At 67.4% G+C, this 14,340-nt stretch carries 10 protein-coding genes; 3 read left to right on the forward strand and 7 right to left on the reverse strand.

All coding sequences use genetic code 11. The annotated features are described in order from the left end of the window. Nucleotides 1-153 precede the first annotated feature (153 nt). The 7 genes from CAP2UW1_RS06755 to CAP2UW1_RS06785 all read right to left on the reverse strand — a co-directional run bounded on the left by CAP2UW1_RS06755 (nucleotide 154) and on the right by CAP2UW1_RS06785 (nucleotide 11,387). Nucleotides 154-5,124, reverse strand: coding sequence for a beta strand repeat-containing protein (locus tag CAP2UW1_RS06755; RefSeq protein WP_015765909.1), 4,971 nt, complete (start codon nucleotides 5,122-5,124; stop codon nucleotides 154-156). A 495-nt stretch (nucleotides 5,125-5,619) separates the two neighbouring features. After that, on the reverse strand, nucleotides 5,620-6,957 hold the full coding sequence (locus tag CAP2UW1_RS06760) for a flagellar hook-length control protein FliK (protein ID WP_015765910.1): 1,338 nt from the start codon (nucleotides 6,955-6,957) through the stop codon (nucleotides 5,620-5,622). Between the two features lie 4 nt (nucleotides 6,958-6,961). Next, a complete protein-coding gene (gene fliT, locus CAP2UW1_RS06765) occupies nucleotides 6,962-7,252 on the reverse strand; it encodes a flagellar protein FliT (RefSeq protein ID WP_015765911.1) in 291 nt (96 codons plus the stop codon). Continuing rightward, nucleotides 7,249-7,662, reverse strand: coding sequence for a flagellar export chaperone FliS (gene fliS / locus CAP2UW1_RS06770; protein ID WP_015765912.1), 414 nt, complete (start codon nucleotides 7,660-7,662; stop codon nucleotides 7,249-7,251). Before fliS ends, fliT begins: the two co-directional genes overlap by 4 nt. Nucleotides 7,663-7,671: 9 nt before the next feature. Next, on the reverse strand, nucleotides 7,672-9,081 hold the full coding sequence (gene fliD, locus CAP2UW1_RS06775) for a flagellar filament capping protein FliD (protein WP_015765913.1): 1,410 nt from the start codon (nucleotides 9,079-9,081) through the stop codon (nucleotides 7,672-7,674). Between the two features lie 50 nt (nucleotides 9,082-9,131). Continuing rightward, nucleotides 9,132-9,497, reverse strand: coding sequence for a flagellar protein FlaG (locus CAP2UW1_RS06780; protein ID WP_015765914.1), 366 nt, complete (start codon nucleotides 9,495-9,497; stop codon nucleotides 9,132-9,134). A gap of 93 nt (nucleotides 9,498-9,590) precedes the next feature. Then, nucleotides 9,591-11,387, reverse strand: a complete 1,797-nt coding sequence (locus CAP2UW1_RS06785) for a flagellin N-terminal helical domain-containing protein (RefSeq protein WP_015765915.1) — start codon at nucleotides 11,385-11,387, stop codon at nucleotides 9,591-9,593. A 568-nt stretch (nucleotides 11,388-11,955) separates the two neighbouring features. Between CAP2UW1_RS06785 and surE the strand changes: the two genes are divergently transcribed. The 3 genes from surE to CAP2UW1_RS06800 are packed head-to-tail and all read left to right on the forward strand — an operon-like array spanning nucleotide 11,956 to nucleotide 14,338. After that, nucleotides 11,956-12,699 (forward strand): 5'/3'-nucleotidase SurE, encoded by a 744-nt coding sequence (gene surE, locus CAP2UW1_RS06790; protein WP_015765916.1) that lies wholly within the window; start codon nucleotides 11,956-11,958, stop codon nucleotides 12,697-12,699. Continuing rightward, on the forward strand, nucleotides 12,696-13,352 hold the full coding sequence (locus CAP2UW1_RS06795; RefSeq protein ID WP_015765917.1) for a protein-L-isoaspartate(D-aspartate) O-methyltransferase: 657 nt from the start codon (nucleotides 12,696-12,698) through the stop codon (nucleotides 13,350-13,352). Before surE ends, CAP2UW1_RS06795 begins: the two co-directional genes overlap by 4 nt. Then, nucleotides 13,349-14,338 carry a peptidoglycan DD-metalloendopeptidase family protein gene (locus CAP2UW1_RS06800; RefSeq protein WP_015765918.1) on the forward strand — a complete coding sequence of 330 codons (990 nt, stop codon included), beginning with the start codon at nucleotides 13,349-13,351 and terminating at the stop codon, nucleotides 14,336-14,338. Before CAP2UW1_RS06795 ends, CAP2UW1_RS06800 begins: the two co-directional genes overlap by 4 nt. Nucleotides 14,339-14,340 lie beyond the last annotated feature (2 nt).

Consider the following 14,340-nt stretch of genomic DNA (forward strand, 5'->3'; position numbering starts at 1 on the left):
CCCAAAGCTGCCCGCGACTCCCTCTCGACGGGACGCAGGATTATAGCAAGCCGGCACCTTCTGCGAGGCCTCTTGCCCGGTACGCTGGGCAGCCGGCTCGTTCGCCAAGTCAGGGGGCAGAACCCGTGCGGGTCCGCCCCTTGACCGGCATGCCTACTTGCTTGGCGTCAGGATACCTGTACTCATCTGCTCCAGACTCGGCACAGTTGTCAGCGACGTTGTCGTCACAGCCTGAGTGGTCGGCGGCGATGCACCGAAGGCATTGCCGTTGGCATCGTATTGCTGCAGCACGCTGAGAATGCCGGGCAGGTTCGCTGCGACGCTGCTCCCGGTCGAGAGTTGCGGCAATCTGCCTTCCTGGCCGTCCGGGTCGGATGCCGCCTGGGCACTATTGAACGAGGAGATCGCCTGCAGCAGGTTGCCGACGTTTGCTCGGAGATCAGGCGCTCCCGCCGGGTCAGCAGGTAGCGGTGTCGCCGTGTCCGCCGCGCTCTTGTCCGCGACAAACCAGACGTCCGCCATCTCGTGCCTGGTCCCATCCGTCGTCTCGTAACTGGAAACCAAGCCGACGATGTTACCCGCGTCCTTCCTCGCGACGGTCCGCGCGTCCAGATCGAGTCGTGCAATGTCGAGCGATTCCAGCGAATGGAGTTCCGCCGCCTGACTGACGCCGTCAGAGTTGCGGTCCACCCATACGGAGAGGTCCGACCAGTCCGCATCTGTGGCGTCGATCACGCCGTCGTCATTCGAATCCATGGCGCTTAGCGCGGCGTAGCCATCCTCAGCTCGTTCGCCGCTGGTCAGAGCGGTAGCGCTACCGAACAGTTCTCCTCCGTCATTGATACTACCATCGTGATTGCGATCCCTCACCAGCAGGCCATCAGTGCTCGATACCCAGCCGGTATGAACCTTGCTGCCCGTGGCAAACAGATCGAACTGAACGCCCGAGGAGATGCTCTGCGACAGCTTGCCATCACCGTCAAGATCAAGGATCAGGGGTGTGCCCAGGGTCAGATGCGAGATCTGATCCGTGGTGAAGGCCGCAATCTGGCTGGTGGTCAGCGACTCGACCTGGGTTGTCGTGAGTGCCGCTACCTGGCCCGTCGTCAGCGCGACTACTTGTCCGGTGGTCAGGGCAACTACTTGAGTTGTACTTAGCGTAACGAGCTGTCCGGTCGTCAATGCGGCCACGCCCGCTGTCGCGAGCGCTGCGACCTGGCTGGTCCTGAGCGCCGCGACATCACGCGTCTCAAGCGCCGCGACCTGGCTGGTGGTGAGTCCGGCGGCGAGCTGACTGGTGGTCAGGGCGACGACCTGGGCGGTGGTCAGGCCGACCACCTGATCGGTGGTCAGGGCGGCGACCTGGGCGGTGGTCAGGGCCGCCACATCGGCGGTGGTCAGCGCCGCGAGGTCGCGGGTTTCCAGGGCGGCCAGACGCGAGGTGGTCAGGGCCGCCGCCTGGGCGGTGGTCAGCGCCGCCACCTGGGCGGTGGACAAGGCCACCACCTGATCGGTGGTGAGTCCGGCGGCGATCTGCGCGGTGGTCAGCGCGGCAACCTGGGCCGTGGTCAGGCCGACCACCTGGTCGGTGGTCAGGGCGGCGACCTGGGCGGTCGTCAGGGCGGTCAGCTGGCTGGTCCTGAGCGCCGCGACATCACGCGTCTCAAGCGCCGCGACCTGGCTGGTGGTGAGTCCGGCGGCGAGCTGACTGGTGGTCAGGGCGACGACCTGGGCGGTGGTCAGGCCGACCACCTGATCGGTGGTCAGGGCAGCGACCTGGGCGGTGGTCAGGGCCGCCACATCGGCGGTGGTCAGCGCCGCGAGGTCGCGGGTTTCCAGGGCGGCCAGACGCGAGGTGGTCAGGGCCGCCGCCTGGGCGGTGGTCAGCGCCGCCACCTGGGCGGTGGACAAGGCCACCACCTGATCGGTGGTGAGTCCGGCGGCGATCTGCGCGGTGGTCAGCGCGGCAACCTGGGCCGTGGTCAGGCCGACCACCTGGTCGGTGGTCAGGGCGGCGACCTGGGCGGTCGTCAGGGCGACGACCTGGCTGGTCCTGAGCGCCGCGACATCACGCGTCTCAAGCGCCGCGACCTGGCTGGTGGTGAGTCCGGCGGCGAGCTGACTGGTGGTCAGGGCGACGACCTGGGCGGTGCTCAGGCCGACCACCTGATCGGTGGTCAGGGCAGCGACCTGGGCGGTGGTCAGGGCCGCCACATCGGCGGTGGTCAGCGCCGCGAGGTCGCGGGTTTCCAGGGCGGCCAGACGCGAGGTGGTCAGCGCCGCCGCCTGGGCGGTGGTCAGCGCCGCCACCTGGGCGGTGGACAAGGCCACCACCTGATCGGTGGTGAGTCCGGCGGCGATCTGCGCGGTGGTCAGCGCGGCAACCTGGGCCGTGGTCAGGCCGACCACCTGGTCGGTGGTCAGGGCGGCGACCTGGGCGGTCGTCAGGGCGACGACCTGGCTGGTCCTGAGCGCCGCGACATCACGCGTCTCAAGCGCCGCGACCTGGCTGGTGGTGAGTCCGGCGGCGAGCTGACTGGTGGTCAGGGCGACGACCTGGGCGGTGGTCAGGCCGACCACCTGATCGGTGGTCAGGGCAGCGACCTGGGCGGTGGTCAGGGCCGCCACATCGGCGGTGGTCAGCGCCGCGAGGTCGCGGGTTTCCAGGGCGGCCAGACGCGAGGTGGTCAGCGCCGCCGCCTGGGCGGTGGTCAGCGCCGCCACCTGGGCGGTGGACAAGGCCACCACCTGATCGGTGGTGAGTCCGGCGGCGATCTGCGCGGTGGTCAGCGCGGCAACCTGGGCCGTGGTCAGGCCGACCACCTGGTCGGTGGTCAGGGCGGCGACCTGGGCGGTCGTCAGGGCGACGACCTGGCTGGTCCTGAGCGCCGCGACATCACGCGTTTCAAGCGCCGCGACCTGGCTGGTGGTGAGTCCGGCGGCGAGCTGACTGGTGGTCAGGGCGACGACCTGGGCGGTGGTCAGGCCGACCACCTGATCGGTGGTCAGGGCAGCGACCTGGGCGGTGGTCAGGGCCGCCACATCGGCGGTGGTCAGCGCCGCGAGGTCGCGGGTTTCCAGGGCGGCCAGACGCGAGGTGGTCAGGGCCGCCGCCTGGGCGGTGGTCAGCGCCGCCACCTGGGCGGTGGACAAGGCCACCACCTGATCGGTGGTGAGTCCGGCGGCGATCTGCGCGGTGGTCAGCGCGGCAACCTGGGCCGTGGTCAGGCCGACCACCTGGTCGGTGGTCAGGGCGGCGACCTGGGCGGTCGTCAGGGCGGTCAGCTGGCTGGTCCTGAGCGCCGCGACATCACGCGTCTCAAGCGCCGCGACCTGGCTGGTGGTGAGTCCGGCGGCGAGCTGACTGGTGGTCAGGGCGACGACCTGGGCGGTGGTCAGGCCGACCACCTGATCGGTGGTCAGGGCAGCGACCTGGGCGGTGGTCAGGGCCGCCACATCGGCGGTGGTCAGCGCCGCGAGGTCGCGGGTTTCCAGGGCGGCCAGACGCGAGGTGGTCAGGGCCGCCGCCTGGGCGGTGGTCAGCGCCGCCACCTGGGCGGTGGACAAGGCCACCACCTGATCGGTGGTGAGTCCGGCGGCGATCTGCGCGGTGGTCAGCGCGGCAACCTGGGCCGTGGTCAGGCCGACCACCTGGTCGGTGGTCAGGGCGGCGACCTGGGCGGTCGTCAGGGCGACGACCTGGCTGGTCCTGAGCGCCGCGACATCACGCGTCTCAAGCGCCGCGACCTGGCTGGTGGTGAGTCCGGCGGCGAGCTGACTGGTGGTCAGGGCGACGACCTGGGCGGTGGTCAGGCCGACCACCTGATCGGTGGTCAGGGCAGCGACCTGGGCGGTGGTCAGGGCCGCCACATCGGCGGTGGTCAGCGCCGCGAGGTCGCGGGTTTCCAGGGCGGCCAGACGCGAGGTGGTCAGGGCCGCCGCCTGGGCGGTGGTCAGCGCCGCCACCTGGGCGGTGGACAAGGCCACCACCTGATCGGTGGTGAGTCCGGCGGCGATCTGCGCGGTGGTCAGCGCGGCAACCTGGGCCGTGGTCAGGCCGACCACCTGGTCGGTGGTCAGGGCGGCGACCTGGGCGGTCGTCAGGGCGACGACCTGGCTGGTCCTGAGCGCCGCGACATCACGCGTCTCAAGCGCCGCGACCTGGCTGGTGGTGAGTCCGGCGGCGAGCTGACTGGTGGTCAGGGCGACGACCTGGGCGGTGCTCAGGCCGACCACCTGATCGGTGGTCAGGGCGGCGACCTGGGCGGTGGTCAGGGCCGCCACATCGGCGGTGGTCAGCGCCGCGAGGTCGCGGGTTTCCAGGGCGGCCAGACGCGAGGTGGTCAGGGCCGCCGCCTGGGCGGTGGTCAGCGCCGCCACCTGGGCGGTGGACAAGGCCACCACCTGATCGGTGGTGAGTCCGGCGGCGATCTGCGCGGTGGTCAGCGCGGCAACCTGGGCCGTGGTCAGGCCGACCACCTGGTCGGTGGTCAGGGCGGCGACCTGGGCGGTCGTCAGGGCGACGACCTGGCTGGTCCTGAGCGCCGCGACATCACGCGTCTCAAGCGCCGCGACCTGGCTGGTGGTGAGTCCGGCGGCGAGCTGACTGGTGGTCAGGGCGACGACCTGGGCGGTGGTCAGGCCGACCACCTGATCGGTGGTCAGGGCAGCGACCTGGGCGGTGGTCAGGGCCGCCACATCGGCGGTGGTCAGCGCCGCGAGGTCGCGGGTTTCCAGGGCGGCCAGACGCGAGGTGGTCAGGGCCGCCGCCTGGGCGGTGGTCAGCGCCGCCACCTGGGCGGTGGACAAGGCCACCACCTGATCGGTGGTGAGTCCGGCGGCGATCTGCGCGGTGGTCAGCGCAGCGACCTGGGCGGTGGTCAGGCCGACCACCTGGTCGGTGGTCAGGGCGGCGACCTGGGCGGTCGTCAATCCACCGGCAATCTGGCTGCTGGTGAGGGCGGCGAGATCGCGCGTTTCGAAGGCTGGTATCTGGGCGGTGGTGAGGGCGGCGAGTTGCGCGGTGGAGAACGCCACCATGTCACTGGTGCCAAGGGCAACGAGTTGTGTGGTGGTCAGCGCCGCGATTTGCGCAGTGGTCATGCCCGAGATGACTGAAGCCATTTTTGTGTCCCCGCAGACTTCCCTTGCCCTGAGGGAAACCTGAAAAATGTTTAGAAACAATCCGTAATGGTGTTTTTTCGGGATAGCCAACGAACGTGTGGAGACGGCTCGACGGGGTATCTCTCTTACCCTATCGGCGCGTGCGAGGGAAACTTGAGTACCGCGGCGGCGAAATTCACCATCTATTTTTCGGCGGACCGGTTGATCTCCCGGTCTGCGCTTCTCCGCCCGAGGCAGGCCGCCGCTGTGCTGTGGGGCAAGGCAGGGCGCCTTGCCAGGGCGGGGCACGTTCCTCTCTGCACGAGCGGCGGGGGTGCGGCGCGGCGAGGCGATCCGATCCGAGCTGGCGTGCGGTTCGTTTGAGGGCGAGCGTGCGTCTTTGCTGCGTCGGACCGTCAGCGTTCCGGTTGAGGTTGCACGGTGGCAGGCGTGCGCCTCGCCATCGTCGTCAGAAGCGCGGCGCTGGTGCGCGTGTTGGCGGGCGGTGGCGGTGAGTCAGTCGGACTGTGCAGCATCCATCGGCGCGGCTGCCGGGGCGGCGATGCCGATGGAGGAAAGGTCCAGTCCGGCCTGTTCGAGCTGACCACGCAGATCGACGGCGGCACCACGCAGGAGCCCACGTGTGTCGGCGTTGCTGGCGATCAGCGCCAGCGTGATCTGCTTGCCCTGGATGTGCAGGCGTGCTTCGACTTCGCCGAGACTGGGAAGCGTCAGACGCAGGCGGGTTTGCCATTGCTCGGCGCCGTCGTCGCCAGCGCGTTCGCGCCGGCGGCCCGGATCCTCGATCTGCCACTCGATTTCCTGGCCGGGCCAGACCTGTCCCTGCCAGGAAAAGTTCTGCGTCGCGAAAGCCTCAAGTTGCTGCTGCACCAGCACTTGCGCCTGCTGGGCGATGGGCTGGGCGGGCTGGGAAGGCGACGACGACTGCGTGGGCTGGGTGGACTGGGGCGTTTCGGAGGCTTGCGAGGCTTGAGAAGAGGGGGTCGACTGAGACGGTTGGGGACCTTGAGGCGCCTGCGATCCGTGAGCAGCGGGAGAAAGCTCGGGCGTCCGAGGCGTCGGCAAGGCTTCGGAAGGCTGAGCCGACTGAGCCGACTGAGCCGCCGGGGAGGGCTGGCCAAGCGGGCTGGCGGCGCCCTTCGCTTCGAGCGGTCGACTCGCGGTCTGCGCGCTGTTGGCGCCGGGACTGGCCATGCTCTCGGGTGTGTCGGCAGAGGCCAGTCCCAGTTGGCCGGCCGGCACCTGTGGGGGCAGTTTGCCCTGCGGCTCCTGCAAGAGTTGTGCCTTGCTGTAGCGGCCCTCGATCCAATCGGCCTGATGCGATTCGTAGAACATGCCGCTCTGCGTGATCGCCTGTTCGAGCAGCGGTAGCAGGTCCCTGCCGCTGGTCGGCGGACCGGCAGCAAGCGGCTGATTGCTGTTGAGCGGCAGCGCCATGGTGCCGCCCTTGAGGTCGCGCGCGCCGGCAAGCAGATTGCTGATCAACTGGCCGGTGCGACTCAAGCTGGTGGCCGCCGCTTCGTCGTTGCTCTTGTTGCCGTCGGCTACCCCGCGTGGCACGACAGCCAGGGTCAGCTTGCCATCGCTCTCGGCGACTTCCAACTCGATAGCGTCTCCGCTCTTTGCGGCAAATGGCAGGGCGAGCGTCACGACGCGCTGGTTGATCAGAGCCCGGTACGTGCCGTTGGGCATCAGGGACTCGATTTCAGCGAGCAGTCGTTGCCCGGCGACCAACCCGGAGAGCTTGTCGGTGATCTCCTGCGTCGGCAGGGCCGGCCGCAAGGCAGGATCGGCTGCCGGTTGCAGGCGGTTGGTCACGTCGGCGCGGATCATTTCTTCAGGCGGCGGGTCGCTCTGCGCGCAGGACGACGCGCAGTTCGTTCAGGCGCGCCTCGACCAATGGCCTGATGCTCAGGTCGCAGCGCAGACAAGCCTCGATGACGAGTCGGGCGCGCTCCTCCGACGCACGCGAGAGATCGCTGGTCAGAGTTGCCGGAAGGCTGTGTGCCAGTGCGCGACGGGCAGCCTCGCGCTCGGTCAAGGTTTCCCAGTCACCGGCCGCGGCGGCACCCAGCATCTCTTCGGAGAGCGCCAGCAAGTGTTCCAGTGCGCTCAGCGAGGACGTCATGCGCCGGGCTGCGGCAGCGCGTCGTGAGGGATCTGACGCCAGGCGCTGTGAATCTCCTCGAGCAAACCGGCGACTTCTTCCAGCGCGCCGGGATCGTTATCGACGTTGGCCCGGAGGAGGCGCAACACCAGGTAGTCGTAGAGCGCATCGAGTCGCTCGGCGATTTCGCCGCCTTTTTCAAGATCCAGGCTCACCTTCAGGCCGTTGGCGATAATGTCGATGGCCTTGGAGATGGCTTCTCCCTTGACGGCGATCTGTCGCTGCTGCATGGCCGCCCGGGCCTTGCCGATGGCCGCCTGAGCGCCCGCGAAGAGCAGCAGGATAAGACGGTGCGGGTCGGCAACCTCAACGGCAGCATCGACGCCGACCTTTTGATAGGCGGATATCGCTTGGCGCGCATTACCGAACATTTGGGATCCCTATTTGAAAGTAGGCAGGTTGGCGAGCTGTTGTTCGAGGAAGGTACTGGTTGTGGTCATCCCGGCGATCAGCGTGTCGAGTGAACTGAATTGTCGGCGGTAGCGGGCTTCGATCTGGGTCAAGCGACTTGATATCGCATCGGATTGTTTGCCGAGATTCTGGATCGATGCGCTGAGCCCCTCACTGCGCGCGGCAATCAGCCCGCCGGTACCGACCAGCGTGTCGGCTGCCAGCTTGGTGGCGCTGCCGTAGGCGGCAACCAGCTTGGCGACGCCGGGCAGGTCCTCGCTGATCGCCTTGCCGAGTTTGGCCGTGTCGACGGTCACTTTGCCGTCCTTCTGCAGACTGACACCGATGTCCGACAGGCGTTGCAGCTTGGCGCCCGCGAGATCGGTGGGTACCTTGCCGAAGGCTGTCCGGATGGCGTTCTGCGCCGAACGTAGCGTGTTGTCACCGTTGAGCGTGCCCGCCTTCCTGGTGGCGGCATCGTAGCTGCCGAGACCGTTGGCGGTGCTGTTGAAGTCGTTGAGGGCCTTTACCAGGGCGTTGACCCCGGCGGTCAGGCTGGAAGTATCCTTGCTGATCGTCAGCGTCGTGCTGAGCGATGTCACGGGTGCTTCCGGGCCCTTCAATAGCGTCAGCGTGACGCCGTCGAGCGCCGTCGTGACGGTGTTGGTGGTGGCCTCGATGGCAATGCCGTTGAGCTTGAAGGCCGAGCCTTGCGCCGCCTGCGACTGCACGAAGGGATCCGTGAGCGGCACCGGCACCGCATTCGGGTCATAGGCCAGACTGGCGATTCCCGAGAGCTTGATGAACTGGTTGCTGCCCGCCGTATCGCTGGTGAGGACGAGCTGCTTGCCGGCGGTGCCGTTGATCACCACCGCGGAAACGCCGGTACTGGCGCTGTTGATCGAGTCGCGGATCGCCTCTGGGGTGGCGCCGTCGGCGATTGTCACGTCGGTACTCTTGAAAGGGCTGGCGCCGGGCGGCACACTGTCGAGAGAGATGGTGAGCTTGCCGCCCGTGGGCAGGGTACTGCCGGTCCCGGAAAAGGGCGTTGCGGCACCGGTGGCCGTCATGATGCTGTGTTGTTTCGCGAGCCGCGTCACCTCCAGGCTGTAGGTGCCGGCAACGGCGCTCGCTGCGGTGCTGGCCGAGGCGATCGTCGCGTCGCCGAGCGCGGCCTTGAAGACCGAGAATTTCTGCAGGGCGGTCGTGCCGATCGCGGGAACGAGGTTGCCGGCCGCGGTCTGCAGCGCCGAAACCGCGCCCTGCAGCGAGCCCAGTGCCGAGATCTTGGCCTGAAACCCTGCCTCCTTCTTGGCCAATGCGGTCAGCGGTGCCTGTTCGACCGTCATCAACTGAGTGACGATGCTATTTACATCGATCCCGCCTGTGGACAGTGCCATGATCTTCTCCTGCGACCCTCAAACCTGCCAACACCGCCGGTCGCGCGTCGTCAGGCCGTCTGCTTCACGAACAAGCCTTTGATGCTGTCCAGCGTCTTGGCGATGGCGAGCATCTCTTCCGACGGCATCTGGCGAATGACTTCCTTGGTGGCCCGGTCGATGATCTTGACGACCAGTTGCCCGGTGTCGTCGTTTACGCTGAATTCCAGGTTGCTGTTGATCGGCTGGACGAACTCGCCGACGCTCTTGACAGCCGCTTCGACCTCCTCGCGCTCGGGCTGCGAGGACAATGCCGGGGGCGACGGGTCGGGGGTTTTGGCGGCGGTGCCGACGGGTGTTCTGAGATCGCGTGTTGCGCTGCTGAGCACCGGATTGCCCTGAGGGGGCAGAGTGGCGCCACTGGGTTGGATGTTCATCTCACACTCCTTGAGGAAGAACCACCGGGGCGCGACCGCTTAGCCGCGTTCGCGCCCCCGATGTTACCGCTATTTGCGCTTGCTCGCTGATGCTTATCCGCGCAGCAGTGACAGCACGTTCTGCGGCAGCGAGTTGGCCTGCGCCAGCATCGCCGTGCCGGCCTGCTGCAGGATCTGCGCACGCGTCAGGTTGGCGGTCTCGGCAGCGAAGTCGGCGTCGAGGATGCGGCTGCGGGAAGCCGTCAGGTTCTCGGACGTCGTCGCCAGATTGCTGACGACGCTGCTGAAGCGGTTTTGCACGGCACCCAGGTTCGCTCGACTCGAGTTGATGTTGGCGAGTGCCGAGTCGATGGTCGCGATGGCGTTGGCGGCGCCGGCGGCGGTACTGACGTCAACACTCGCCACACCGGAGCCGAAGCTTGCCGTCGCCGCCGTGTAGGCGGAGGTGAGGCCTGCCAGGGCAATGTCGGAACCGCCCAGGGTGATGCCGGCGCTTCCCGAAGAACTCAGCGAGATCTTCCCGCGCGTGACCGCGGCATTGGTCGACGCCGTGGCGGAAGCGCCCATCTGATCGGCGCTGAATCCGGTGGCCGTCACGGTGGCCGCCCGATTGGTCAGACTGCCGCTAATGCTGATGGCTTGGCCGGCGCCGGTCGACAAGGTGATCAGGCCTGTGGTGCCGTCGACGGCAGCGGTGACTCCGGTCTTGCTGGTCAGCGCATTGATGGCGTTGCCGACGTTGGTACCTTGCGTCAAGGCGTCGGTGCCGGCAGCTACGGCGCCGACGTCGTAGCCATTGATCGTCAGGTCGCCAGCGGCCAGGGCCGTGAAGGTCGTCGGCGCGGCGGCGGCGGCGATGTTGCCGCCGGCGCCCATCGTCAGGCCGGTATTCGCCAAGGTGGCCCCGGTACCGTTGGCGATCAGGCTGATGTTGCGGCCATCGGCGGCGCTCAGCGAGACAGCGCCCGTCGTCGTACTGAAGGTGGCGGTGACGCCACTCTGGTTGGCGACGGCATTGAATGCGGCGGCGATGTTGGCGCCCTGGGTCACGGCGTTGGCGCCGGCGGCGATGTTGCCGAGCTTGACGTTATTGACGTAGATGTTGTCAGTGGCGTCTCCCGCGATGGCCACCTGGGCGGTGTTCGCGGCGCCGGTCAGCGTCGTGGCGCTGGCCTTGGCCGTGACGCCGGTCGAACCGGACACAGCATTGAAGGCGGCCGCCTTGGAGATAGCGCTGTCGTTGCTGCCTGCCGCGGAGACGCCGTCACCGATGCTCGGTCCGATACCGTAACCGTTGACGGTGATACCGCCGGCGGCGAGGACGCCGGTGCTAACGGTACCGGCCGTCGTTGCCGAGTACGAGGAGGTCGTGCCGACGCCAAGTGAATCGGCTCTGGCGCTGGAGATCGAGTTGATCGAAATCTTTTCACCGGCGTTGGCGCCTACCTGGAAAGCCTGCGAGTTGAACGTGCCGTCAAGCAGCTTGACGCCGTTGAACGCGGTCTGCCCGGCGACGGTGTTGATCTGCTGTACCAGCTGGTCGACTTCCTGCTGCAGCGCGGCGCGGTCGGTGGCGGTGTTGGTCGCGTTGGCGCCCTGCACGGCCAGTTCGCGCATCCGCTGCAGCGACTCGGTGATGCTCTGCAGGCCGCCTTCTGCTGTCTGCGCCAGCGAGATGCCGTCGTTGGCGTTGCGCGATGCCTGATTGAGGCCGTTGATCTGCGAGGTCATCCGGGCCGAAATGGCCATGCCGGCGGCGTCGTCCTTGGCGCTGTTGATGCGCAAGCCGGAAGACAGGCGCTGCAGCGAGGTGGCCAGCGAAGTCTGCGACATGTTGAGGCTGCGTTGCGAATTCAGCGAGGCAGCATTGGTGTTGATGACTTGGGGCATTTTCCTTCTCCTACCGTGGTGAAAGTGACTTCGGGTTTCGGTGACCTGCCTGGCGAGGCATCTGCCGGCCCATCCTGTGTGGCGATTTCTTCGCTGACAACTTTTCTTACGACCGGCTGCCGGAAAACTTTAGAAATATTCTGCGGACTGGCCGTGCAAGTCTCTTATCGGCAATCGAGCGGCGAAGTTGAGGAAAACCGTCTGTCTCGCCGCTTGGCCGAGGCTTGCCTGGCCGGTGTTCGGCACGCGGTCGGCGTCCGCCGGGGCCGGTGCCGAAGCGCTTTGGCACGCCGACTGAACTCTGTTCTCAGCGACGGTCCGAGGTGGTTATAATGACTGTCGGCGTGGCATGGCCATCCGTGTCGCTGGTCGGGCCGCCCAGTGGCGAGCCGCCACCCGGAGTGCCAGGCGCGGGAGTGGTGCCGATCGTGGAACGGCAATGTCCGACGATCTGGCCGATCCGGTGTGCCGGCAGCAGTCGCGCTGCCTCGCCGACAGTCACGAGCGCCGGTACGCTGCCGGTCTTCTTTTCTGTTTTCCAGTGTGCGCTGACGTTTGTGGATGGTATATGCGGATCCTGCTCTGTAACGACGATGGCTACTTCGCGCCCGGGATCGACCATCTGGCGCGCGCGCTGTCAGATCTGGCAGAGATTACCGTGGTTGCGCCCGAGCGCGACCGCAGCGGGGCGAGCAATTCGCTGACGCTCGACCGCCCGCTGTCGCTCAGGCGCGCGGCGAACGGCTTCCACTACGTCAATGGCACGCCTACCGATTGTGTACATCTGGCGGTGACCGGCATGCTCGACGAGCTGCCGGACATGGTCGTCTCCGGGATCAATATCGGCGCCAACATGGGCGACGACACGATCTATTCGGGGACTATCGCGGCAGCCACCGAGGGCTTCCTGCTCGGCGTTCCATCGCTGGCCGTGTCACTGTGCAGCAAGGCCGGCGAGCACTTCGAAACGGCGGCGCGAGTGGCCCGCGAATTGGTCATCCTGTTGCAGAGACAGTCGCTGCATGAACCGGTGCTGCTCAACGTCAATGTCCCGGACGTGCCCTACGAGCGACTGCGCGGCTTCGTCGTCACCCGCCTGGGCAAGCGCCACAAGGCGGAGCCCGTGGTGCGGACGATCTCGCCGCGCAATGAGACGGTCTATTGGGTGGGCGCCGCCGGTGAGGCGCAGGATGCCGGCGAGGGCACCGACTTCTACGCGGTGCAGAACAATCAGGTTTCCGTAACGCCGCTGCAGATCGACCTGACGCACAGCGCGCAACTGTCGCTGGTGCGCGACTGGCTGGCGCCATGAGCGGCGCCGTTTCCGGTTTCGGCATGACCTCGCAGCGCACGCGCACGCGCATGATCGAGCGGTTGCGCGAGCAGGGGATCGTCGACGAGGAGGTGCTGGCGGCGATCGCCGCGGTGCCGCGGCACATCTTCGTCGAAGAGGCGCTGGCCTCGCGCGCCTACGAGGATACGGCGCTGCCGCTCGGCTTTTCGCAGACGATCTCGCAACCCTACGTGGTGGCGCGAATGATCGCAGCGCTGCGCGCCGGTCGCCAGCTCGGCAGGACGCTCGAGATCGGTGCCGGCTGTGGCTACCAAGCGGCCGTTCTCGCCCAGTTGACGGACGAAGTCTACGCGATCGAGCGCATCGAGCCGCTGCTCGCCAAGGCGAGGATCAACCTGCGTGCCATCAAGCAACTCAAGGTGCGTCTGAAGCACGCCGACGGCCAGCTCGGCCTGCCCGAGGCGGCGCCATTCGACACGATCATCGTCGCCGCGGCGGCGTCGCGGGTGCCACCGGCGCTGTTGCGCCAACTGGCGCCAGGCGGTCGGATGATCCTGCCGGTGGGTGGGGCGACGCAGTACCTGGCCCTGATCGAACACCGCACCGAGGGGTATGTCGAAACGCGTCTCGACGCCGTTCGTTTTGTTCCGCTACTTTCGGGAGTCGAATGAAGGATCAATGGTTTCTTGCGCCGCGAGGCTGGGCTCCGGCGCTGACGGTGATGCTCATCGTCGCTGGCTGCGCCAGCAAGTCGCCGGCGCCGGTGGCCGATCGCAGCGGGCCGTCGGCAGCGTCGCAACCCGTGGCTGCTGCGGTCGTCGGCAAGGATGGCTATGTCGTGAAGAAGGGCGACACGCTGTATTCGATCGCGCTCGATCATGGGCAGGACTACAGGGATCTGGTCGCCTGGAACGGGCTCGAGAATCCGAACCGGATTCTCGTCGGTCAGTCGCTGCGCGTGCGGCCACCCGGCTCGACGAACGGTTCGGACGCCGTCGTGGTGCGGCCGGTGGCTACGGCCTCGGCGGTCGAGCAGCGCTCGCTCGACGGCAGCGGCGACCTGCTCAAGCGTGAGCCGAAGGCGGGCAAGGAGCCTTACTCCGATCAGGCGCTGGCGCGCGCGCAGGCGCAGGCTGTGGCTCAGCAGAAGCCGGTGGAGCCGGTGCCGGCGGTGGCTTCGGCAACGGCTGCAGTCGTGGCGAAGCCCGAAGCGAAGCCGGCGGCACGCGGCGAAGGCAAGCCCGACGTCCCGGTCGAGCCGCCACCCGTGGACGCCGGCATGGGCAGCGAGGAGATCGTCTGGATGTGGCCGGCCAGTGGCAAGCTGGTCGGCACGTTCAGCGAGGGCGGCAACAAGGGTGTCGATATTGCCGGCAAGGCCGGCGACCCGGTACTGGCGGCGAGTGGCGGCAAGGTCGTCTATAGCGGCGCCGGTCTGCGCGGCTACGGCAAGCTGGTGATCGTCAAGCACAACAACAATTTCCTCACCGCTTACGCGCACAACAAGACCGTATTGGTCAAGGAGGGGCAGAGTGTCGGCAAGGGGCAGAAGATCGCCGAAATGGGCGACACCGATGCCGACCAGGTCAAGCTGCACTTCGAGGTGCGACGTCAGGGCAAGCCGGTAGACCCGCTCAAACACCTGCCGCCGCGCTGATC

This window comes from Candidatus Accumulibacter phosphatis (genome assembly GCF_000024165.1).
In the GTDB taxonomy this organism is placed as follows: Bacteria; Pseudomonadota; Gammaproteobacteria; order Burkholderiales; family Rhodocyclaceae; genus Accumulibacter; species Accumulibacter phosphatis.